Genomic DNA, 20,794 nt, shown 5'->3' with positions numbered 1-20,794 from the left:
TCCACCCACACAACGAGGTTCGCCCATGGCGTCTCGCGTCCTGATCCGCCGATGACCGATCTCCGTTCCAGCGAGGCCGTGACCGCGACGGCGGACCGGTCACGGCCTCGTGCCGCCCTGCCCGCGCTGTGCGCCACCCAGATCTCCAGTTGGGGAATCGTCTACTACGCCTTCCCCGTCCTCAATCCGCAGATCACCACCGCTACGGGCTGGTCCGCGACCGCCACGACCGCCGCCTTCTCCGGCGCGCTCCTCGTATCCGCCGTCGTCGGCATCTTCGTCGGCCGCGTCCTCGACCGCCGCGGACCGCGCGCGGTGATGACCTCCGGTTCCGTCCTGGGCGTCCTCGCCATACTGGCCATCGCCTACGCGCCCAACCTCTGGGCTTTCACGGCTGGTTGACTGCTGGCCGGTGTCGCGATGGCCGCCACGTTCTACCAACCCGCCTTCGCCGCTCTCACCCGCTGGTGGGGCGCGGACCGTGTGCGGGCCCTGACCGTGGTCACCCTCGCCGGCGGTCTCGCCTCCACGGTCTTCGCTCCGCTGACCGCGACGCTCGCGGGTCACTTCGGCTGGCGCACCACGTACGCGGTTCTCGCCGCGATCCTGGCGGTCGTCACCATCCCCGCCCACGCCCTGGCGCTACGAGCACCCTGGCCCCCCGCGCCCGCGCCACCCCCTCAACCAGGCACCCACAGCGGCTCCGTGGTCCGCACCCGCCCGTTCTTCATGCTCGCCACCGCGCTCACGCTGAACAGCTTCGCGATGTACGCGGTCGTCATCGCCCTTGTACCTCTGCTGATCGCACGGGGTGCCGGCCCTACGGCTGCCGCGTGGGCCCTCGGACTGGGCGGCGCGGGACAGACCCTCGGCCGCACTCTGTACGCGACGTTCGCCCGCCGCACCGGTGTCACGACGCGCACCTTCGTCCTGATGCTCGCGGGCGGAATCACCACCGCCACGTTCGCAGTGGTGCCGGGCCCCTTCCCCCTGCTCGTCGGCATCGCGATCGCGGCCGGCATGGTGCGAGGCAACCTCACCCTCCTCCAGGCCACCGCCGTCACCGACCGGTGGGGCACTACGCACTACGGCCGTCTGTCCGGGCTGCTCGCCGCACCCGCCACGGTCGCCTCCGCCCTCGCGCCGTTCGCGGGAGCCTCCTTGGCCGGACAACTCGGGGGCTACCCCGCCCTGTTCGCCCTCCTGGCCCTGGTCTCAGCAGCCGCAGCGGTAGCCGCTTGGGGAGGCACACCGCCTCACCGCACGTCACGTGAGACAGCCTCTACGCCTTGATCGGCGCGGCCGACCTGGCGGCCTGCTCGATCTTGGCGCGGTAGGCGGCGTGGGCTTCCTCGTCGATCGGCTGCTCGTATTCGGCGCGCACCCCGGTCCGACCGTCGAGGCCCTCGCGCAGGATGTCGGCGTGCCCGGTATGCCGGATGGTCTCGCCGAGGACATGGACCATGACGGCGAACAGGTTCGTGTTGGGTCGAGGCTCCCGCCACCACGGCACGTGGCCGGGGGCGTCGAGGGCAAGCTCGTTGATCGTCGCGTCCGAGTGTTCCCACGTGCGCCGGTAGAACGCGACGATCTGATCGCGGGTCTCGTCCTCGCCCGCCCACTGGTCGTCGCCGTCGTAGTCCTGCCACCGAGGCAGCGGCTCCGGGGAAGGGCGGTCGAAGACCTCGCCGAAGTACCGGGCCTCGACGGTGGCCACGTGTTTGACCAGGCCGAGGAGGTTGGTCCCGGTCGCTGTCAACGGTCGGCGGGCGTCGTACTCGGACAAGCCGTCGAGTTTCCAGAGCAGCGCCTCGCGGTCCCGCCGCAGTCTCCTGTGCAGGTTGTCCTTCGCGAACTCATCGATCATGCGGCATGAGCCTGCCATGGGCTGACCGTGGCCTCAAGATCTCTGTTCTCGTGCAGCGCGATGAAGCCGATACCGCGTGCCACACAGCCGATTTCGGGAAACCGGGTCCAACCCCCTTGCGCAATGGTCAAGAGTCGTTGACCATTACTCGCATGCCTACCGACGATCTTCCCGAGACGTTTCACGTCACCACGGACGACCAGCTGCGCGCCGTCTCCAATCTCACGCGCCACCGGATCATGGCCGTGCTCCGCTTCGAGCCGGCGACAATCACGCAGATCGCCGAGCGGGTGGGCCTGGCGAAGGGGAGTTCCAGCTATCACGTGCGACTGCTGGAGCGGGCCGGCCTGGTGAAGGTCGTACGGACACGGAAGGTGCGGGGGGTCACCGAGCGGTACTACGCGATGGCCGCCCGGTCGATCGAGCTGCCGGATCCGGGCGAGGGAGGGCCGGATGTGCTGATGCGCCATGCGGTGGCGGACCTGGAGGCGTCGCCGGCGGACGGCGAGCGGCACGTGCGGATGGCGCATCTGCGGCTGACCGAGGAGCAGTTCGCGGAGCTGGGGGCGCGGCTGGAGGCGCTGGCGGACGAGTACCGGAAGCTGTCCGATCCGTCGTTGCCGGATGCCTCACTCGTCTTCGCCCTGTTCCACCCGACGCAGGGCAAGAAGACCGAAGGGGACGCCAAGTGACCGACTTTGTAAGGAAGTTGCCGACCGGGTTCGGACGCCTGTGGACCGCGCAGACGATCTCCTCGCTCGGTGACGGGGTGTCACATGCCGCGCTGCCGCTGCTCGCGCTGACGTTGACGCGGGATCCGATGGCGCTCGCCGTCGTCACGGCCGCCGGGACGCTGCCGTGGCTGCTCTTCGGGGTGCTCGGCGGTGCGCTGGTGGACCGTTGGGACCGCCGGCGGACGATGTGGGTGGCGGACGCGGCGCGTGCGCTGCTGCTCGCGATACCCGCGGCGGCCGCCGCGCTCGACGTGCTGAGCATTCCGCTGCTCGCGGCCGTCGCCTTCCTGCTCGGCCTCGGCGCGCTCTTCTTCGACACGGCCGCCACGGCCTACCTGCCGGATCTGCTCGGCCGCGACCCCGCACTCCTGGAGCGCGCCAACTCCCGTCTGCGCGGCGCCCAGACCGCCATGTCCGGCTTCGCGGGGCCGCCCGCGGGCAGTGCGCTGCTCGCGCTCGGGCGGGCGGTTCCCCTGCTCACCGACGCGGTGTCCTTCGCGCTCTCCGCACTGCTCGTACGGTCGCTGCCGGCCGCACCCCGGCCCGTACCGCAGGCCCGGGAGTCGCTGCTGCGGCAGGCGCGGGCCGGGGCCTCGTACGTCTTCCGGGACCGGTTGCTGCTCGGGCTCGCGCTCCGCCCGGCGGTCGGCAACATCGCCTTCCTCGCCGTGGAGACCGTCCTCGCCCTCTTCGCCCACGACCGCCTGGGCATCGACACCTACGGCTTCGGCCTGCTCCTCACGGCGGAGGCCACCGGCGGTCTGCTCGGCGCGGCCATCGCCTCCTTCCTCGGCCGACGACTCGGCACCGGCACCGCGTTGACCTGCACGGCCGCGGTGGAGGGACTCGCCATCCTGGGTCTCGCCGCCGCCCCGAACCCGTACGTCGCGGGGCTCGCGCTCGCCGTCTGCGGAGCGGGCATGGGCGCCACGATGGTGCTCGGCCCCTCGCTCCGGCAGTCGATCGTCCCCGCACACCTGATGGGCCGGGTCGCCTCCACCTCCCGCATGCTCGCCATGTGCGCCGCCCCGTTCGGTGCCTTCCTCGGCGGCTGGCTGGCCACCACCTACGACGTGCGCACCCCGCTCTACACCGCCGCCGGCCTCCTGCTCACCATGACCGCCGTCACGTCGACCATGACCAGCAACCGCCGGGTCGAAGCAGCGCTGCGTGCCGCCGCACCGAGTGATGACGCGGACCATCCGGCACCCTTGGACCGCGCTCAGGCGGGAGCCAACTAGGGGGCTCCACAGGGCCCTTGAGTCAGTGTCAGACGATCGGACAGCGGCGGTCACGTGCTCATCGCCGTGTCTCGTCGGCGAACGGATACTCGACGAAGGCGAATCTCCGCCCGTCGGGGGCCCAGCTGTTGACGTTGATGGTGCCCTGGCCGCCCGACAGTTCGCGGATGGTCCGGGCGGCTGTCCAGTCCCCGTCGCGGACCACCCGGATCTCGACGACACGGTCGGCCGGATGGCCGACGGTGCCGGCCGGGTAGCTGAGGTAGACGGCCGTGTCGCCGTCGGGCGCCAGGTGGGGGAACCAGTTGACGCGCTGGTCGAAGGTGAGCTGCTCGACCTCGGTGCCGTCGACCCGCATGCGGGCGATCTGAGCGTGCCCCGGTTCCGTGCTGAATCGCTCGGTGTTGAAGTAGATCCACTTCCCGTCGGGCGAGTACTCACATCCGTCCGCCGGGGCGCGGTCGTCGGTGAGGCGCCGGTCGTCCGTACCGTCGACCGCAATCGTGTGGACGCCGGCGATCTCCCGTCCGTCGTCACCGTCGGGATCCCAGCCGATGTACGCGAGTCGGCGGCCGTCCGGGCTGACGCCGTGCAGGTAGTGCGGGCGTCGGCCGTGGTCCGGCGTGACGCGGTGCGCGGCGCCACCGGCCAGGGGAGCCGCGTAGAGGTGTCCGTCGTCGGCCGACAGGTAGACGGTCGTGCCGTCGGGCGCCGGTACGTGGTCGTTGTTGAGCTCGGGGACTCCGTCGATCGAAAGGCGCGCCGGCTCGGATCGGCCGGTGCTGTCCAACTGCCACAACACCCCCTCACCGTTGAGGATCAGACGGTCGTCCGCCACCCAGTTCGGTGCCTCGAGAAGCACGTCGGTCGACGCGTGGACGAGCCGGACGTCGCCGGTGTCGATGTCGGCGGTCATGACGTGGCAGGACTGGCCTGGTGCGAGCGTGCGGAAGAAGGGCACGTTGGACTCCGTTCCGGGAGGGCCGGTCTCCCCCGCCGGACTTGCGGAGGCGACGGTGAACAGCATCCCGGAACGCTAAAGGTACGAACCAATGTCGTGAGGAGGTGAGGCGTGGGAAGGATCTCTCTCGGCACGGTCCTGCATCAGTTGAAGCGAGTCGGGGTGAACCCCCACCTCCCCACACAGACAGGGACGACATTGTCGGGATCAAGAAAAAAGAGACGGATCACCCGCCCCACCGGCCGGTCCGGAGCGCTGCTCATGACGGTGGCGCTCACGGCGGGGGCCCTCACGACGGGGCTGATATCCGTCCCGGCCGCGGCGGCCGACACCCCCACGGCCGCCCCCGCAGCGGCCAACAGGTCATACACAACGGTCACGTTGATCACCGGTGATCAGGTCCTCCTGGACCAGGAGGGCAATGCGGTCGGGGTCACTCCGGCCAAGGGCCGCTCCGGCATCCCGCTCCAGATCAGCCGCACCGGGGACCACACCTACGTCGTCCCCGCCGACGCCGAAGTCCTGCTCGGCCAGGGCAAGTTGGACTTGGGATTATTCGACGTGGCCGAGCTGAGCCGGCCCGAGTACCGGGACCTGACGCACGGGGGCGCCCCCGTGCTCGTACGGTATTCGGCACAGAACCCGGCCGCCCGTGGCCAGTTGCACGCGGACACCGATGCGGCCGTTCGGGATCTGCCCTCCGTGGACGCGGAGGCCGTCGTCGTGTCGCCCGACGAGGCCTCGACGGCGTGGTCCGCGCTGACCGACACCGCGGACGGTACGAGCGAACTGGCGCCCGGCGTGGCCGAGTTGAGGCTCGACCGGGTGGTGACGGCCGCCCTGGACGTGAGCGTGCCGCAGATCGGCGCCCCGGGGATGTGGCGGTCCGGCTTCGACGGCAAGGGTGTGAAGATCGCCGTGCTCGACACCGGCATCGACACCACCCACCCCGACTTCGCCGGGCGGGTCGTCGCCGAGCGGAACTTCTCGACGGACACCGAACTCCGGGACGGCAACGGGCACGGCACGCACGTCGCGTCGACCGCCGCCGGCACCGGGGCGGGCTCGGACGGCAAGTACAAGGGCGTGGCACCGGGCGCCGAGCTGATCAACGGGAAGGTGCTCAACACCGCTGGTTCCGGGCTGACTTCCGGGATCGTGGACGGCATGGAGTGGGCGGTCGCGCAGGGCGCGGACGTGATCAACATGTCCCTCGGCTCACCGGACGAACCGGGCACCGACCCGCTCGAAGAGGCCGTGAACGCGCTCTCCGACCGGGCGCTGTTCGTCATCGCGGCGGGCAACTCCGGTTCCGGCTCAGGGACCGTGGGCACCCCCGGTGTCGCCGAGTCCGCGCTGACCGTGGGCGCCGTGGACAAGCTGGACGGGCTGGCCGGCTTCTCCTCGCGCGGCCCGCGCCTGGACGGTGGCGTCAAGCCCGACGTCACCGCGCCCGGCGTCGCCATCACCGCGGCCGCCGCGGCCGGCACCCGGCCCGACGACCCGCATCCCGCGCCCGGTTACGTCACTCTCGACGGCACCTCGATGGCCACTCCGCATGTGACCGGAGCGGCTGCTCTTCTGATGCAGCAGCACCCGGAGTGGAGCCCCGGCCGGATCAAGAGCCTGCTGACCGGTTCGGCGAAGCCCGGTGACTACACCGCCTACCAGCAGGGCACCGGCCGGATCGACCTGACGCGGGCGTCCGCGCAGACCGTCGTGGCCGAGCCCGGTTCGCTGAACTTCGGTGAGGCGGAGTGGCCGCACACCGACGACGAGCTGCAGACCCGCACGGTCTCGTACCGCAACCTCGGCGACCAGCCGGTCACCCTGGACCTGACCGCCACCACCACCGCCCCGGACGGCGGCCCCGCCCCCGCGGGGCTGTTCACGCTCGGCGCCCAGCGGATCACCGTCCCCGCGGGCGGCACCGCGGGCGTCGACGTCACCGCGGACACCCGCGTCGGCGGCGACGCGACCGGCGCGTACAGCATCACGCTCGTGGCCACCGACGGCGGTGCGACCGTCCGCAGCACCGGCGGTCTGGAGCGGTCCGCGAACACCTTCGAGGTCACCGTCCAGGCGACCGACCGCGACGGCGGGCGGCCCGACGCCTTCAGCTGGGCCGCCTGGTTCACCGGCATCGGCAACGATGTCTTCGAGGTGATCAGGGGCGAGGACGGCACCGCCACGGTGGAACTGCCCGCCGGTGACTACATCGTCGCCGGCCGCAACTTCGCCGACGGCGGCGGCATCGACACCCTCGTCGCCCCCAAGGTGACGGTCGACCACGACATGACCCTCGCCTTCGACGCGCGCGACGCCCGGCCCGTCGAGGTGACCGTGCCGGACCCGGCGGCCGTCGGCTACTCCACGCTCCTGACGACCGTGGTCCGCTCGGGCAAGGCCGAGAGCTCCCTCGGCGTCGGGCTGGCCGCAAGTCTCCAGGGCGCCCGCGTCGGCACCTTCGGCCCCGCACCGGCACCGGGCGAGGTCACCTCGTACCTCCGCTCCAACTGGTACAACGGCGCGACCGAGTACCACGTCGCCGACACACTGCGCGATGCCTTCTACTCCGGCCACGTCCAGCACGTCACCGCACGCCAGTTGGCCAGACTGACACTCCATCAGGGTGCCTCGGTACCCGGGGCCCTCGGCGTGAACTACACGGTGCAGTCGGGTCCCGGCGGCGTGGCCATCGGCCACTACAGCGACCTGCCCGGCACCCGGACCGTGTACGTCCAGGGCGGCTACACCTGGTCGGAGATCTCCAGTCAGGTCAATCCGACCAACGGCAGCGTCCAGACGCGGTACGAGATACCGGCCCGCGCCTACCCCGCCGGCACGAGCCGCACCGAGACGGTCGGCGTGGGCGTGTTCGGACCCGCGCTCGCCGCCGGCGGCGGACTCATCAGAAACGGTGACCAACTCACCGGAAGAATCGCCCCGTTCACCGACGGCGCGGGACACACGGGCGCCAGCCTGTACGACCCGACGTCGACGACCACCACGCTCCTCCGCGACGGCAAGCCCTATGCCACCGCCGACGGGCTGCTCGACGCCACGAGCTTCACCCTGCCGCCGGACAGGGCCCGCTACACGCTGCTGACGACCGTCCACCGGGCGACCGGTGTCTCGTCGGTCACCTCCGCGGTCACCTGGAAGGCCGAGTTCACCTCGTCCCGTACATCGTCGGCGACCGCCGTCCCGTCGAGTGTGGTCCGCTACACGCCCGAACTCGCCCTGGACTCAACGGCGGTGGCGGGCAAGCGGCAGAAGGTGCCGGTCACCGTGCAGGGTTCGGCCGCAGGCAAGGGCCTGGCCGCACTGAAGGTGTCCGTGTCGTACGACGCCGGGAAGACCTGGCACCGCGCGACCGTCCGGCACAACGCGGTCACCATCACCAACCCGCCCGCGGGCGGCACGGTGTCGCTGCGCGCCGAGGTGAAGGACCGTCACGGCAACACGTTCAGCCAGACGATCGTGGACGCCTACCGCACCAGGTGATCCGGCGCGTCCGCCCGCGGCCCGTGTGGGCTGCGGGCGGACGTCCGGATCGGTCGATCGGCAGCCGCCTGCCTCGTCGAGCGCGGCGCGGGACTACTCAGTGCCGTCCGCCGGCAGGCGCTCCGGCAGCTCCAGCCGCGGGAACCGGTCGTCGTGGAACGTGATGATCTCGGTGATCGCCCCGCCGGTGACGCGCAGGACATCGATCGTCAGCGGCAGATACGCGCCCTCCGGCCGACTCCAGAGGTAGAAGGCGACGGCGGGCTGCCGGTTCACGGAGGTGGAGACGGCGCGCAGGCCCTTCATGCCCTCGAAGCCGCCTTCGACCCAGTCCTTCACCACCGCGTCGCGACCGAGGTACAGGCCCGGCGTGGGCGGCATCGAGCAGCGGACGTCGTCCCGCAGCAGTGCGGCGAGGCTCTCGACGTCCGTGGCCACACTGGCGTCGGTGTAGCGGCGCACCAACTCGCGGGTCCCGGCGTCCTGTTCGCCGCCGGTCCAGTCCTGCCGCTCGGCGGGCAGATGCTCCCGCATGCCGGCGCGGGCCCGCTGCAGCGCGCTGTTCACGGAGTTGACGGAGTCCCCGAGGAGCGCGGCGACCTCCTTCGCCGGCCGGCCGAGCACGTCCCGCAGGATCAGCACCGCCCGTGGACGCGGCGCGAGGTGCTGGACGGCGACCAGGTACGCCAGCTCGATCGTCTCCCGCGCGACGGCGAGGGTCTCCGGCTCGTCCGCGTCGCCCGCGGGCAGCTGGTCGAGCAGCAGGTCCGGGTAGGGCTGCAGCCACAGCACCTCCCCGCCGGTCGCAGGCTCCGGGCGGCGCTTGGCGAGCAGGTCGAGGCAGGCGTTGGTGGCGATCCCGTACAGCCAGGCCCGGAACGAGGACCGCCCCTCGAAGGTCTCCCGGCGCCGCCAGGCCCGCAGGAACGTCTCCTGCACGGTGTCCTCGGCGTCCTCGAACGACCCGAGCATCCGGTAGCAGTGCACGTGCAGCTCCCGCCGGTGCCGCTCCGCCAGCCCCGAGAACCCCGGCTCGTCGACCTCACCCAGCCCGCTCACGCCCAGCTCCTCCAGCCCCGTCTCCGCACCCATCACGTCCGCCTTCCGCCTCGCCGTGTCCCGTCGTAGGTGTGACGGGTGCGCAGACGAAAACTCATCACCGGACGATCGGGTACGGGCTGAGGGCCGCCGTCCGAGCCGGCCCGGCGGTGCGGTATCAGAACAGGGCCCGGAAGCGGCTGCTTCCGGGCCCTGCTGGCGAGGGGTCAGGCAGGAGTGATGTTCTCCGCCTGCGGGCCCTTCTGCCCCTGGGTGATGTCAAAGGTCACCTTCTGGCCTTCCTGCAGTTCACGGAAGCCGGAGGCGTTGATGTTGGAGTAGTGCGCGAAGACGTCCGCCCCGCCACCGTCCTGCTCGATGAAGCCGAAGCCCTTTTCGGCGTTGAACCACTTGACGGTTCCGCTGGCCATGCCGGTCCCTCTCATTCGCTGTCTGGGACCGCACCGCGCGGCCCCGGAGGTGATCGCCCTGGTCCAGCTACCGCACAGAAAAATGCCCGCGCAACAGCGCGGGCAGGTACTGCGAACCACGACATCTGAGAGCGACGCTACACGGCGAACCCCGTTGCCACCAGAGATCGACAGCCACTTCCAGCACCGCGTCCATCGCAAGACGAAAGGCACTTCGCGAAGCCACCGCCCGACCCGGCGACCTGATCGGTGTCGTACGACAGCCAGGACGGCTGCTCCAGGGAAAGGTCGGAGGGTGCGTGGGCGGTGACGATATGCTCACACGCTGGGCCGGAAACCCGACACGCCGTCGTCTCGGCTGTCGGAGGACCGAAGAAGAAGGCGGTCGGGTCGAGCGCGAGCCTTGAGGAGGCGATGAAGTGCGGCAGGCAGGCGTGCTCGATGTCGGGTGCCACAGTGCTCTGCTGACGGTCGTGCGGCGGAGCCCGGGTGCGGTGCTGGAGCCGGTGTTCTCCCGCAAGGTGCGGCTGAGACTGCACGAGACCCTCGACCACAAGGGACGGCTGGAGAGAGCCGGCGTGAAGAGCATCGAGCGGGCAGTGGCCGAGGCCGTCGCCGCCGACCCGCGCCTGCGCGGACCGGAGGTCTTCGCGTTCGCCACCTCGGTCATCCGGGACGCGCCCAACCGGGACGCGATCATCGCGCATGTGGCCCGCGCCACGGGCACCCACCTGCGGGTGCTGACCGGCGAGGAGGAAGCACGGCTGGCCTACGTGGCCGCCCGCCAGTGGGCGGGCCCGGCGGCCGGACGCCTGCTCGTCCTGGACATCGGCGGCGGAACCGTGGAGATCGCCTCCGGCACCAAGGACCGGCCCCGCTCCGTCCACTCGCTGCCGCTGGGCGCGCGCAGGATCACCCGGGACTGGCTGCCCGGCGGCTCGGCACCGTCCAGACGCCGCCTGGTCGAGATCCGCGAGCACCTGCGCCAGTCCCTGGAAGCCGTCCCGGACCTGCCGCTCGCCGAACCCGGTGTGCGGGTGCTGGCCTGCTCCAAGACCTTCGAACAGCTCGCCCGGCTCGCCGCAGCCCGGGGCAAGGCGCCACGAGCGGGACGACAGCTGACCCTGCCCCAACTCCGTTCCGCGACTGCCCTGTTGGCCGGCGCGAAGCCGTCCCGTCGTGGCAAGCTGCCGGGCATCTCCCGACACCGCGCCGAACAGTCCCTGGCCGGAGCCCTGATCGCGCAGGCCCTCATGGAGGCCTGCGGCGCCAAGAGCGTCGAGATCTGCCCCTGGTCCACCCGCGAAGGACTCCTGCTGGAGCACCTCCGCGTGCCCCACACCGCAACGGACCGCTCCCCCCTCGCCGGCTGACTCGCGGACGCCACGGTCACACGAGAGGCCTCTTCGTCAGTCCGCCTGCCCGCCGACCGGGATGCCGAGTCGGTCGGCGACGGTCGTCAGGGCCGTTCCCAGCGGGAGCGCGATCCGGGTGCGGGCGTGCGGGTCGCCCCGGGTGGGGTCCCGGTTGACGATCAGCACCGGCTTGCCCTCCTGCGCCGCCTGACGGACGAACCGCAGCCCCGACATCACCGTCAGCGACGAGCCGAGGACCAGCAGCGCGGTCGACTCGCGGACCAGCCGCCGGCAGTGCTCGACGCGCTGCGGCGGAACCGTCTCGCCGAAGAACACCACGTCCGGCTTGAGGACGCCCTCGCAGTCGGCGCACGGCACGACGCGGAAGTCCCCGACCTGCGCGTCGGTGAGGTCCGCGTCACCGTCCGGGTTGATACCGGCGGCGACCGGGTCGAAGCCCGGGTTCTCGGCCTCCAGGCGCCGGGCGAGTTCGCGGCGCGGGCTGATCTCGCGGCAGGAGAGGCAGACGACCCGGTCCAGGCTGCCGTGGAGTTCCACGACGCCCTCGCTGCCCGCGGCCTGGTGCAGGCCGTCGACGTTCTGGGTGATCACGCCCGAGACGCGGGCGTCCCGGGCGAAGGCGGCCACCGCCAGATGTCCCGCGTTGGGGCGGGCCCGCCCGAAGGTGCGCCAGCCGAGGTGGCTGCGCGCCCAGTACCGTCGCCGCGCCTGCGCGCTCCCGGTGAAGTCCTGGTAGGTCATCGGGGTGTGCCGGCTCAGGCTCCCGCCCTCGCCCCGGTAGTCGGGGATGCCCGACTCCGTGGAGATGCCCGCCCCGCTGAGCACCAGCACTCCGCCGGTGCTCAGCGCGTCGACGACCGGCTCCAGGTCGGTGGTGCCCGGCAGCAGATCCCCCGCCGCGGGGGTCCAGCTCAGGGTGGGGCGCATGCGCATGCCGCAAGGGTACGGAATCGGCAGCGGCCCTCGGCGGGCACGGACGGTTGCCGGGGCACGGCCCGCCATCCCCCGCGGGTAAACCGGCGCCCGGCGCACCGGGCGGGCTCGTGGGCGCGCGGACACCCGGCGCGGTGAGCGCGAGCGCCGTTGCAGGGCGCCCGACCACGGAAAGCATGTCCTCAGTACTGCGAGTGACCTCAGTGCTGCGAGTGAGGAGGCGTGTGATGTCCAGCGAGTTCCAGCGGACCAAGCTCCAGGCCATGTTCGAGGCGTTCGACGCGGACGGCAACGGCTATCTGGAGGAGGCGGACTTCGTGGCCCTGGCGGACCGCTGGGGCCGGCTGCCGCGGGTGAGAGAGGGATCGGAACTGGCCGCGCGCGTGGACGGCGTGCTGAAGGGCTGGTGGCAGCAGCTGGCGGAGACCGTGGACACGGACCGGGACGGCCGGATCGACATGGACGACCTCCTCACCATGGTGGACCTGCTGCCGACCATCCCCGAGGCGGTCACCGCCACCGCCGACACCATCTTCGACGCGGTCGACGAGAACGCCGACGGGCGCATCTCGCGCGGCGAGCACCAGCGCCTCGTCGACACCTGGCACGGGCGGCCCGTGCAGACCGGCGGCGCCTTCGACCGGCTCGACCAGGACGCCGACGGCTACCTCAGCCGCCCCGAGTTCGCCGCGCTGTGGACCCAGTTCTGGACCAGCGACGACCCTGCCGAACCCGGCAACCTGATGTGCGGCCCGATCGGCGCCGAGTGAGTCACCGGCGGCGGCCGTTCAGAGCCGACCGCGCCGGGCCGCCTGCCAAGGGGTGGGCCGTCAAAGGGGCGTTGCGGACTGACGGGCCATCAGGTGTTCGACGAGCGCCAACAGCACATCACGGCTGTCCGTCCGGTCCCGGGCGTCGCAGAGCACCAGCGGCACCTGGGAGTCGAGAGCGAGTGCCCTGCGGATCTCCTCCGTGGTCCTGTCCCGGACACCGTGGAAGCAGTTGACGCCGACGATGAAGGGGATACCGCGGCTCTCGAAGAAGTCGATCGAGGCGAAGCTCGCGTCCAGCCGCCGGGTGTCGACCAGGACCACCGCGCCCATCGCCCCGTTGACCAGGTCGTTCCACATGAACCAGAAGCGTTCCTGCCCGGGGGTGCCGAAGAGGTAGACCACGAGGTCGCCACTGATGGTGATCCGCCCGAAGTCGAGGGCGACGGTGGTCGTGAACTTGCTGTTCAGACCGTCCAGGTCGTCGACACCGACGCTGGCCCGGGTCAGGTACTCCTCGGTGTGCAGCGGCGCGACCTCGCTCACTGAACCGACCAGAGTCGTCTTCCCGACGCCGAACCCGCCGGCGACCAGAATCTTCACCGCCAGCGGGGCAGTGTCCTTGTGGTCGGCCATCCGGTCCGAAGCACGGCCGGCCGTGTGCTCAGAGCTTGCGTAGTCCATCTCTCACCGCCTCGAGAACAGCCATGTCAGAAAGTTCGCCCCGCTGTGTGAACGGCCGTGGCGAACGGGCCCACACCTGCCCCGAGTCGACCAGATCGCCGATGAGGATCTTGGTCAGCACCACCGGGAGGCCCAGTTCGGCGGAGACTTCCACGACCGCTTTGGACTCCCGGCACAGCGCGAGGATCGTCCGGTGCTCCGGTTGCATCCTGCGTAGCGCGAGCGTTGTCCGCGTGGTGCCCTCGGGCACCGTGGTCACCAGGGTGATCAGTGTCAGATCCGCCCGTTCGGGGCTCGTACGTCCGCTGGTGATGGTGTAGGGACGGACCAGTTGTTCGTCGGCGTCGCCGTCGTCGAACACCTCGGTCCAGTGCCTCATCCGGCTCTCCCGGCGTCATCGGCCGGCGGAGTACGCGCGTCGGCGCCCAGCCGCCGACCGACCTGCTGGACCAGGGTGTGCATCGCGACGCTCATCAGCTCGGCGTCGACCTCCTGGGAGGCGACCACCGCCAGGTGGGTACCGCGGCCCGCGGCGATGACGAACAGCCACAGGCCGGCCATCTCGACGATGACCTGGTGCACCGGGCCGCCGCCGAAGAGCTGACCGGCGCCGCGGGCGAGGCTCTGCTGACCGGTGGCGATCGCGGCGAGCCGCTCCGCGTCCGAGCGTTCGACGGTCTGCGAACGACTCATCACCAGGCCGTCGTCCGAGAGCAAGATGGCGTGCCGGGTACCCGTCACCTGGTCGACCAGACCGTCCAGAAGCCAGTCCAGGTCCACGTTGGTGGCCGTCGTTCGCTGCGTCATTCTCGATCATCCGTCCTAGAAGAGCCGGGCCGGTCGGGCGAGGTGGGCCCTTCACCGCTGCCGTCGCCGTAGCCATCACCATTGCTGTTGCCATAGCCACTGCCGTAACCGTGGCCGGTGTCGTAGCCCGTGGCGTAACCGCCGCTGTCACCGGCGCCGTCGCCGAAGCCCCGGTGGACCCCACCGCTGCCGAAGTCGTTGCCGAAGCCGTTGCCGAATCCGCCTGTGGTGCCGCCGTCCGAGCTGTTCCCGCTCCGGGCCAGCCGGGACTGCCGCTGGAACGCACCGATAGTGGCCCCTGACCTGCTGGGCCGGTCGGGGATCGCCCAGGGAGTCTGCTCGTCCGGACTCTCCGGCTCCGCCGGGATCTGGAGTTCGGGCGCCAGACTGGCCTGTCGGACCCGCTGGGGCAGCGGGTCCGCGCTGGCGGGCGTGGACGGGGATGGCTCGCTCTCGACCGGAGCACGGAGACCGGAGGCGGTGACGTTCGCCATCGCGTGTCCCCTGGCGCGGAAGGGCAACTGCCCTTCCCGGTACGGCACCTGCCGACCGATGCCGGCGTCGTGCGGGTGCGGCCTCGGACCCGTCGGGAGTGGCGGAGCATCAGCGGGGAGCGCTACCGGCTCCGGCTCCGTGCCGGGCTGTTCCACCACCACTTGTTCCGGCAGCAGTACGATCACCCGGGTGCCGCCGAATGCGGACGGCCGCAGTTCCACCCGCAGGCCCAGGCTCGCCGACAGCCGGGCGACCACGTACAGACCGAGCCGTACGTCATCGGCCTGGGTCATCACATCGAGCTGCGGCGGCGCCTCCATCAAGGCGTTGGCGGCGGCGTACTCCTCGGATTCCATGCCCAGGCCGCGGTCCTCGATCTCGACCGCGATGCCCCTGCTGACCAGAACGGCCCGTACCTCGACCGGAGTTGGCGGCTTCGAGAAGACGGCGGCGTTCTCCATCAGCTCCGCCAATATGTGCGCGAGCGGGCCCACCGCCCGCTCGGACACCCAGGGCTCGCCCTCGACGTCGATCGAGATCCGGTCGTAGTCGCTCACCTCGCTCTGCGCGGCGCGCAGCACGTCGATCAGCCGGACCGGCTTGCGCCAGCGGCGCTGCGGCTGGCCACCGCCGAGAATGACCAGGTTCTCCTCGTAGCGGCGGAGCCGGGCGGTGAGGTGGTCCAGAGCGAACAGGCCGGTCAACAACTCCGGGTCCTCGTGGGTGCGTTCCAGCTCGTCCAGCTTGCGCAGCTGGAGGCCGATGAGGAGTTGGGTGCGGCGGGCGATCCGCTGGAGCAGGCGCTCGAAGCCGCGGTGCTGTTCGGCCTGGCGCACTGCCGTGGACACCGCGCTGCGGCTGGCGGCGTTCAAAGCCTGTCCGAGTTCGCCGAGTTCATCGGGGGTGGACTCGACCAGCCGGACCTCGCGGTCCACGTCGACGTTCTCGCCGCGCTCCAACCGGGCCACCACGTCGGGCAGTCGCTGCTGGAGTTCCACGGCTTCCTCGCGCAGGCCGTGGATACGTCGGCGCAGCATGACGGTCAGACGCCAGCTGGTGATGATGACCAGGATCACGGCGAGCAGGTTGAAGGCGCTGACGATGATGAGAGTTTGCAGGAGTCGGCCGACACTGTCGGCGGAGGCCTTGTCGACGTTCGCGGCCCGCACGTCGACCAGGCTCCGCAGCAGCGGGTAGTTGGCGTCCACCGAACTGCGCCATTGAGCGTGGATCTGGCCGAGCACCAACTCGCCCTGCGAGTGGTGGGGGCCGGCGACGATGATCTGTTTCTCCAGATCCTGCTGAACCGCCCAGGACTTGGCGCTCGTCAGCTTCTTGTACGTGTCGCGTTCATCGCCGGTGAGGCTGAGGGCGACGCGTTGGAGCAGGTAGTTCTGAGCGCCGACGGCATCGACGAACACGTCGTACTCGGGGACCGACAGATGCCCAGTCGTGTCCCAGTCGCGGCCGAGCAGGGCGTCCTCGCGCCCGATCATGTCGATGGCGCCGTAGAGATCGACGCTCGTGTGCGCCAGGAGAGTCACGTCGGCGTTGCTGGTGCGGCCCAGCGCGGTGAAGACGGTGATCAGGGAGTCGACGGTCCCGTTGTAGTAGTCGAATGCCGCCTTCGCGTCGACCGACCCGGTGTCAACTGCCTTGCGCTGCATGGAGATCTGGTCGAGGTCGTCCGTGGTACCGGCGAGGGCCCCACTCAGTCCCTCCTGCCCGTGCGAGGTGCTCTCGGCCGCCACCGGACGGAAGTCCGCCACCGCCTTGTCCGTCACTCTGCGCGCGGCGACCAGCCGACCCCGGGTGGTGCCGCCGGGGTCGGCCTGTGCCTCAGCGGTGAGCCGTCGCTCCTTCTGGAGGGCCTGGAAGAGAGCGAACGAAGGCGGACTCAACGACGTGGTCAGGTCCCCCTGCGTTCGCTCCGCCTGCCAGCGGGTGGCCAGTTGATACGTGCTCAGACCCCACAGGGGTGCGAGTGCGAAGCTCGGCACGACCACAAGAATGATCAGAACAGTACGTAGAGGCAGTCGACGGGGACTGGAACCTGACCCGACTGCCGCCGGGGGAAGGTCGGTTGACGTCGAAGCAGCAGCCGAGGGCTGGTCGTCGACGGCCATGATTCTGGTTCGTCTACCCCCGAACCTTCCCAATCCGGTCACTTTGGTGACACTCCCCCCACCGTTCTGCGCATCCATGAGGAAAAATCGCCAAATCCCGGCGACTGGTTGGCCGATAGTAGCCACAATCCATCGCAGCCCGTAGGCCTTTCGTCGCACTCTGCGGAACTGGCCTCCCGGGGTTCACTTCCCTCAGGATCTGGTCCGTTCGGATCAGCGCAGTCCGGCGAAGAGGTCGCTCTCCGGTAGGGCCGTGCCGGTGGGGTCCTGGACGCGTACGAAGGTCTCCGTGCCCATCAGTTCGCCGAACCGCTCCTTGCCCAGCTTGAGAAAGAAGATGTTGTCGCCCTGACTGGCGTGCGCGGCCAGCGCGTCGAACTTCTGGTCGCTGTACGCGGTGGCGTCCACCCACGTGGTGATCTCGTCGTCGGGGAGACCGATCTTGGCCATCTCGGCGGCCTCCTCGGGATCCGGCGCCGGCATGTCCTCCTGGAACTCACGCATGATCTCGCCGAACCGCCGCATCATCGAGCGGGGCATCGTGGTCCAGTACACCTTCGGCGTCAGCTCGGTCATCTCCAGCGCCGCCATCGTGATGCGGTGGGCCTGGATGTGGTCGGGGTGGCCATAGAAGCCGTTCTCGTCGTACGTGACGACCACATCGGGTCGGTAGTGCCGCATCAGGTCCGCAAGGCGTGCCGCGCTTTCCTGCACGGGGGTCCGCCAGAAGGCTCCGGGGGCGTCGTTGCTGGGCCAGCCCATCATCCCGGAGTCGGCGTAGTCGAGCATTTCCAGATCGCTGATCTTCAGGACGCCACAGCTCGCTTCGAGTTCCTGGCGGCGCATCAGGGCGACGGCCGCCGGATCGTGGCCGGGCTCGCCCGGCTTGACACCCCCCGGCCCGTCGCCGCAGCCGCCGTCGGTACAGGTCACGAGAACCGTGCGGATGCCTTCCGCCGCGTACCGAGCGAGAACCCCTCCGGTTCCGGTGGCCTCGTCGTCGGGGTGTGCGTGTACCGCCATGAGCGTCAAGGGTCGGTCAGCCATGAAAACAGTCCTTCTGCAGAAGTACGTCGTGGTTCGAGAGATCGGCGGACGTGCCGATACCCGGCGCCACCGGGCTGGCGGGGCGGACGACCTTGCGGCCCCCGTGCCCCCACCCGTGCGGTGCCGATCTCCCGCTCGATGCAACCGTCCCGGCAGGACCGGCTGTTCCCGACACGACCATTTGCCTCTACGAAGCTGCGCCGGCCGATGGAGCACGCCTGACGACGCCGTGCGCGCTTGGCCGCGGCTGGGCTCCCGGGTATTCGGTGTACGCGAAGAACTGCTGCCCAAGAGCCAGGTCGCCCTCAGGACTCCACTCCTCACCCCAAGAAGCTCAGCCGTACCTGGCGATTGGGGTTGTCCCGGTTCGTGTCCACCAGACACACCGACTGCCAAGTCCCCAGCTCCAACCGCCCACCCACCACCGGCAACGTCGCATGCGGTGGCACGAACGCCGGGAGGACGTGGTCGCGGCCGTGGCCCGGAGTGCCGTGGCGGTGTTGCCAGCGGTCGTCGGCCGGGAGGAGGGTGTGCAGGGCGGCGAGGAGGTCGTTGTCGCTGCCGGCGCCCGTTTCGATGATCGCGATTCCGGCCGTGGCGTGCGGGACGAAGAGGTTGAGGAGGCCGTCGCGGTCGGCGGCCACCTCCCTCAGGAACGCCTCGCAGTCGCCCGTCAGGTCGACGACCCGCTCCCTCGAACCCGTGGTGACGTTCAGGACGCGCGTGGTGAAGGCATCTGACATGCCCCCATCCTGACCCATACGTCCAGTCGGACACGCGAGCGGGCGACCGCCGGTTGATACGAGGGGTCCAGTCCGCGAGACGCCATTGACCGTGACCCGACGATCTGACTACTTTCGCCGCATGTTGCGTTCAGTTCTGCTCACCACGCGCGGTCACATCGACCTGCTGCGGGTGGCCTCCGCCGCGTGTCGCCGCGGCTGCTGACGCCCTTTTCTCCCCCCTCGTTTCTCCGGCTCTCGCCTTTCGGCCTTCGTACGCCGCATGCCCGCACGCCCACTGATCCGTACTGATCGATGTTGATCGGCGTCGGTTCAGCCGGTGTGGCGGCACCGAGGCCCGCCCCCACCGGCCGCTCTCCTCCCCGTGGAGTCCCCATGAGCATCAGCCATGCGCCGCCCGGCGCCTCCGAACCCGATATATCGCCTATATCCACAGCGAAGGACAATGTGGTCAGCGGCGGTCCGGGCGCCGACCTCGACCTCGTTCCCATCACCCCCGCCTCCTCCCGACGCACCCGCGTCCCACGCTGGCTGCGCCGTACTTCCGGACCCGTCCTGTTGCTCGCGCTCTGGCAACTCCTCAGCAGCACCGGTGTGTTGACCTCCGACGTGCTCGCATCCCCGGGGCGGATCGCGCAGGTCGCCGGGGATCTGATCGGCAACGGTTCGCTCACCTCGGCCATGGGCACCTCGCTCCAGCGCGTGGCCTTCGGGCTGCTGCTCGGCACTCTGATCGGTACCGGACTCGCCCTGGTCTCCGGGCTGTTCAGGATCGGCGAGGATCTGGTGGACGCGCCGGTGCAGATGCTGCGGACCGTGCCGTTCGTCGGTCTCATCCCGCTGTTCATCATCTGGTTCGGCATCGGCGAGGCCCCGAAGGTCGCCATCATCACGCTAGGCGTGACCTTCCCGCTCTACCTCAACGTCTACGCCGGCATCCGCGGTGTGGACACCCAACTCATCGAGGCCGGCGAGTCGTTGGGGCTGTCCCGGTGGGGACTGGTCCGGCACGTCGTCCTGCCGGGGGCGCTGCCCGGCGCCCTCACGGGACTGCGCTACTCCCTCGGCATCGCCTGGCTCGCGCTCGTCTTCGCCGAGCAGATCAACGCCGACGCGGGCATCGGCTTCCTCATGGTGCAGGCACGGGACTTCCTGCAGACCGACGTGATCGTGGTCTGCCTGATCGTCTACGCCTTCCTCGGCCTGCTGGCCGACTTCATCGTCCGCTCCCTCGAAAAGGTGCTGCTGCAATGGCGACCGACGTTCACCGGCCGGTGAGCCCCACCGCCACGCACGCCGTCCAGGTCGAGGGGCTGACCCGCTCCTTCGACGGCCGTGCCGTCATCGACGACCTCCGGCTCGACGTCCGGCCGGGCGAGTTCGTCGCCCTGCTCGGTCGCAGCGGCTGCGGCAAGTCCACGCTGCTGCGGATCCTCGCCGGCCTCGACCGCGACATCCAGGGCACGGTCCTGGTCCCGCGCCGCAAGGCCGTCGCCTTCCAGGCACCGCGCCTGATGCCGTGGAAGAAGGTCTGGCGCAACGTGCTGCTGGGACTCCCCGGCAAGCCGACCCGCTCCGTCGCCGAACAGGCCCTCACCGAAGTCGGCCTGAGCCACCGCTCCGACGCCTGGCCCAAGACCCTCTCCGGCGGCGAGGCCCAACGCGCCTCCCTGGCACGGGCGTTGGTCCGCGAGCCCGATCTGCTGCTGCTCGACGAGCCGTTCGGCGCACTCGACGCGCTGACCCGCATCAAGGCCCAGCGACTGGTCGGCGAACTGTGGCAACGGCGTGGCTGCGCCGTCCTGTTGGTCACGCACGACGTCGAGGAGGCCGTCCTGCTCGCCGACCGCGTCCTGGTGATGGACGACGGCGTCATCGCGCACGAGCAGCGCATCGACCTCGACCGCCCGCGCGACATCACCGACCCCCGGTTCGCCGAACTCCGCGCCGGCCTGCTGGAACGGCTCGGCGTCGACACCGCCGCCGAAGCCGCCTGAACTCCCCCACCGAACAACCCCGTTGCTCCTCTCCACA

Annotated in this window: 19 protein-coding genes and 1 pseudogene; 9 read left to right on the top strand and 11 right to left on the bottom strand. The window is 70.4% G+C overall.

Going from position 1 to position 20,794, the window contains the following annotated elements; genetic code table 11:
• The first annotated feature begins 51 nt into the window (after positions 1–51).
• Positions 52–1,293 (top strand): annotated as a pseudogene (locus ACWD5F_RS33310) (MFS transporter).
• On the opposite strand, the gene ACWD5F_RS33305 reads toward ACWD5F_RS33310, so the two are convergent.
• Complete coding sequence (locus tag ACWD5F_RS33305) at positions 1,283–1,867, bottom strand: DinB family protein (RefSeq protein WP_451260094.1); 585 nt, start codon at positions 1,865–1,867, stop codon at positions 1,283–1,285. The pseudogene ACWD5F_RS33310 and the gene ACWD5F_RS33305 overlap by 11 nt on opposite strands.
• 152 nt (positions 1,868–2,019) lie before the next feature.
• On the opposite strand from ACWD5F_RS33305, the gene ACWD5F_RS33300 reads away from it, so the two are divergent.
• Both ACWD5F_RS33300 and ACWD5F_RS33295 read left to right on the top strand, forming a co-directional pair.
• Entirely contained in the window at positions 2,020–2,559 is a 540-nt protein-coding gene (locus tag ACWD5F_RS33300) for an ArsR/SmtB family transcription factor (protein ID WP_451260093.1), read from the top strand.
• Positions 2,556–3,842 (top strand): MFS transporter, encoded by a 1,287-nt coding sequence (locus ACWD5F_RS33295; protein ID WP_451260092.1) that lies wholly within the window; start codon positions 2,556–2,558, stop codon positions 3,840–3,842. The genes ACWD5F_RS33300 and ACWD5F_RS33295 overlap by 4 nt, the downstream gene beginning before the upstream one ends.
• 58 nt (positions 3,843–3,900) lie before the next feature.
• Here the strand turns inward: ACWD5F_RS33295 and ACWD5F_RS33290 are convergent, their stop codons facing one another.
• A complete protein-coding gene (locus ACWD5F_RS33290) occupies positions 3,901–4,869 on the bottom strand; it encodes a TolB family protein (protein ID WP_451260091.1) in 969 nt (322 codons plus the stop codon).
• A gap of 195 nt (positions 4,870–5,064) precedes the next feature.
• Here ACWD5F_RS33290 and ACWD5F_RS33285 point away from each other — a divergent pair, with 195 nt between their 5' ends.
• Positions 5,065–8,310 carry a S8 family peptidase gene (locus ACWD5F_RS33285; RefSeq protein ID WP_451260090.1) on the top strand — a complete coding sequence of 1,082 codons (3,246 nt, stop codon included), beginning with the start codon at positions 5,065–5,067 and terminating at the stop codon, positions 8,308–8,310.
• 93 nt (positions 8,311–8,403) lie between these two features.
• Here ACWD5F_RS33285 and ACWD5F_RS33280 read toward each other — a convergent pair whose 3' ends face one another.
• Positions 8,404–9,402: an RNA polymerase subunit sigma-70 gene (locus tag ACWD5F_RS33280; protein ID WP_451260089.1), complete on the bottom strand. Its 999-nt coding sequence runs from the start codon at positions 9,400–9,402 to the stop codon at positions 8,404–8,406.
• A gap of 173 nt (positions 9,403–9,575) precedes the next feature.
• Positions 9,576–9,779, bottom strand: coding sequence for a cold-shock protein (locus ACWD5F_RS33275; protein ID WP_124004789.1), 204 nt, complete (start codon positions 9,777–9,779; stop codon positions 9,576–9,578).
• A 419-nt stretch (positions 9,780–10,198) separates the two neighbouring features.
• Here ACWD5F_RS33275 and ACWD5F_RS33270 point away from each other — a divergent pair, with 419 nt between their 5' ends.
• Positions 10,199–11,152 carry a Ppx/GppA phosphatase family protein gene (locus ACWD5F_RS33270; RefSeq protein ID WP_451260088.1) on the top strand — a complete coding sequence of 318 codons (954 nt, stop codon included), beginning with the start codon at positions 10,199–10,201 and terminating at the stop codon, positions 11,150–11,152.
• Positions 11,153–11,188: 36 nt separating this feature from the next.
• Here ACWD5F_RS33270 and ACWD5F_RS33265 read toward each other — a convergent pair whose 3' ends face one another.
• On the bottom strand, positions 11,189–12,088 hold the full coding sequence (locus tag ACWD5F_RS33265) for an NAD-dependent protein deacetylase (protein WP_451260087.1): 900 nt from the start codon (positions 12,086–12,088) through the stop codon (positions 11,189–11,191).
• Positions 12,089–12,315: 227 nt separating this feature from the next.
• Between ACWD5F_RS33265 and ACWD5F_RS33260 the strand changes: the two genes are divergently transcribed.
• Positions 12,316–12,858, top strand: a complete 543-nt coding sequence (locus tag ACWD5F_RS33260) for an EF-hand domain-containing protein (protein ID WP_451260086.1) — start codon at positions 12,316–12,318, stop codon at positions 12,856–12,858.
• 60 nt (positions 12,859–12,918) lie between these two features.
• On the opposite strand, the gene ACWD5F_RS33255 is transcribed toward ACWD5F_RS33260, so the two are convergent.
• From ACWD5F_RS33255 to ACWD5F_RS33230, 6 genes are all read right to left on the bottom strand, one after another.
• On the bottom strand, positions 12,919–13,494 hold the full coding sequence (locus ACWD5F_RS33255) for a GTP-binding protein (protein WP_451260126.1): 576 nt from the start codon (positions 13,492–13,494) through the stop codon (positions 12,919–12,921).
• A gap of 28 nt (positions 13,495–13,522) precedes the next feature.
• Positions 13,523–13,921 carry a DUF742 domain-containing protein gene (locus ACWD5F_RS33250; protein ID WP_451260085.1) on the bottom strand — a complete coding sequence of 133 codons (399 nt, stop codon included), beginning with the start codon at positions 13,919–13,921 and terminating at the stop codon, positions 13,523–13,525.
• On the bottom strand, positions 13,918–14,349 hold the full coding sequence (locus tag ACWD5F_RS33245; RefSeq protein WP_401726722.1) for a roadblock/LC7 domain-containing protein: 432 nt from the start codon (positions 14,347–14,349) through the stop codon (positions 13,918–13,920). The genes ACWD5F_RS33250 and ACWD5F_RS33245 overlap by 4 nt, the downstream gene beginning before the upstream one ends.
• Complete coding sequence (locus ACWD5F_RS33240; RefSeq protein WP_451260084.1) at positions 14,346–16,844, bottom strand: nitrate- and nitrite sensing domain-containing protein; 2,499 nt, start codon at positions 16,842–16,844, stop codon at positions 14,346–14,348. The genes ACWD5F_RS33245 and ACWD5F_RS33240 overlap by 4 nt, the downstream gene beginning before the upstream one ends.
• A gap of 339 nt (positions 16,845–17,183) precedes the next feature.
• Positions 17,184–18,017: a PIG-L family deacetylase gene (locus ACWD5F_RS33235; protein ID WP_451260082.1), complete on the bottom strand. Its 834-nt coding sequence runs from the start codon at positions 18,015–18,017 to the stop codon at positions 17,184–17,186.
• Positions 18,018–18,337: 320 nt separating this feature from the next.
• Positions 18,338–18,760, bottom strand: a complete 423-nt coding sequence (locus tag ACWD5F_RS33230; protein WP_451260080.1) for a secondary thiamine-phosphate synthase enzyme YjbQ — start codon at positions 18,758–18,760, stop codon at positions 18,338–18,340.
• Positions 18,761–18,881: 121 nt separating this feature from the next.
• Between ACWD5F_RS33230 and ACWD5F_RS33225 the strand changes: the two genes are divergently transcribed.
• The 3 genes from ACWD5F_RS33225 to ACWD5F_RS33215 all read left to right on the top strand — a co-directional run bounded on the left by ACWD5F_RS33225 (position 18,882) and on the right by ACWD5F_RS33215 (position 20,757).
• The gene (locus ACWD5F_RS33225) at positions 18,882–18,965 is read left to right on the top strand and encodes a putative leader peptide (RefSeq protein ID WP_350495123.1); all 84 of its coding nucleotides are present in this window, start codon (positions 18,882–18,884) and stop codon (positions 18,963–18,965) included.
• Between the two features lie 170 nt (positions 18,966–19,135).
• Complete coding sequence (locus tag ACWD5F_RS33220) at positions 19,136–20,038, top strand: ABC transporter permease (RefSeq protein ID WP_451260078.1); 903 nt, start codon at positions 19,136–19,138, stop codon at positions 20,036–20,038.
• Positions 20,011–20,757 carry an ABC transporter ATP-binding protein gene (locus ACWD5F_RS33215; RefSeq protein WP_451260076.1) on the top strand — a complete coding sequence of 249 codons (747 nt, stop codon included), beginning with the start codon at positions 20,011–20,013 and terminating at the stop codon, positions 20,755–20,757. The genes ACWD5F_RS33220 and ACWD5F_RS33215 overlap by 28 nt, the downstream gene beginning before the upstream one ends.
• The last annotated feature ends 37 nt before the right edge of the window (positions 20,758–20,794 follow it).

It is taken from the genome of Streptomyces sp. NPDC002499 (genome assembly GCF_053595415.1).
This window is presented reverse-complemented; position numbering and strand designations above follow the sequence as displayed.

Coding starts and splice junctions, on each gene's coding strand:
- ACWD5F_RS33305 (WP_451260094.1), bottom strand. CDS start 1,867: ATGATCGATGAGTTCGCGAAGGACAACCTGCACAGGAGACTGCGGCGG.
- ACWD5F_RS33300 (WP_451260093.1), top strand. CDS start 2,020: ATGCCTACCGACGATCTTCCCGAGACGTTTCACGTCACCACGGACGAC.
- ACWD5F_RS33290 (WP_451260091.1), bottom strand. CDS start 4,869: ATGCTGTTCACCGTCGCCTCCGCAAGTCCGGCGGGGGAGACCGGCCCT.
- ACWD5F_RS33285 (WP_451260090.1), top strand. CDS start 5,065: ATGACGGTGGCGCTCACGGCGGGGGCCCTCACGACGGGGCTGATATCC.
- ACWD5F_RS33280 (WP_451260089.1), bottom strand. CDS start 9,402: ATGGGTGCGGAGACGGGGCTGGAGGAGCTGGGCGTGAGCGGGCTGGGT.
- ACWD5F_RS33275 (WP_124004789.1), bottom strand. CDS start 9,779: ATGGCCAGCGGAACCGTCAAGTGGTTCAACGCCGAAAAGGGCTTCGGC.
- ACWD5F_RS33265 (WP_451260087.1), bottom strand. CDS start 12,088: ATGCGCATGCGCCCCACCCTGAGCTGGACCCCCGCGGCGGGGGATCTG.
- ACWD5F_RS33260 (WP_451260086.1), top strand. CDS start 12,316: ATGTCCAGCGAGTTCCAGCGGACCAAGCTCCAGGCCATGTTCGAGGCG.
- ACWD5F_RS33255 (WP_451260126.1), bottom strand. CDS start 13,494: ATGGCCGACCACAAGGACACTGCCCCGCTGGCGGTGAAGATTCTGGTC.
- ACWD5F_RS33250 (WP_451260085.1), bottom strand. CDS start 13,921: ATGAGGCACTGGACCGAGGTGTTCGACGACGGCGACGCCGACGAACAA.
- ACWD5F_RS33245 (WP_401726722.1), bottom strand. CDS start 14,349: ATGACGCAGCGAACGACGGCCACCAACGTGGACCTGGACTGGCTTCTG.
- ACWD5F_RS33235 (WP_451260082.1), bottom strand. CDS start 18,017: ATGGCTGACCGACCCTTGACGCTCATGGCGGTACACGCACACCCCGAC.
- ACWD5F_RS33230 (WP_451260080.1), bottom strand. CDS start 18,760: ATGTCAGATGCCTTCACCACGCGCGTCCTGAACGTCACCACGGGTTCG.
- ACWD5F_RS33225 (WP_350495123.1), top strand. CDS start 18,882: ATGTTGCGTTCAGTTCTGCTCACCACGCGCGGTCACATCGACCTGCTG.
- ACWD5F_RS33220 (WP_451260078.1), top strand. CDS start 19,136: ATGAGCATCAGCCATGCGCCGCCCGGCGCCTCCGAACCCGATATATCG.
- ACWD5F_RS33215 (WP_451260076.1), top strand. CDS start 20,011: ATGGCGACCGACGTTCACCGGCCGGTGAGCCCCACCGCCACGCACGCC.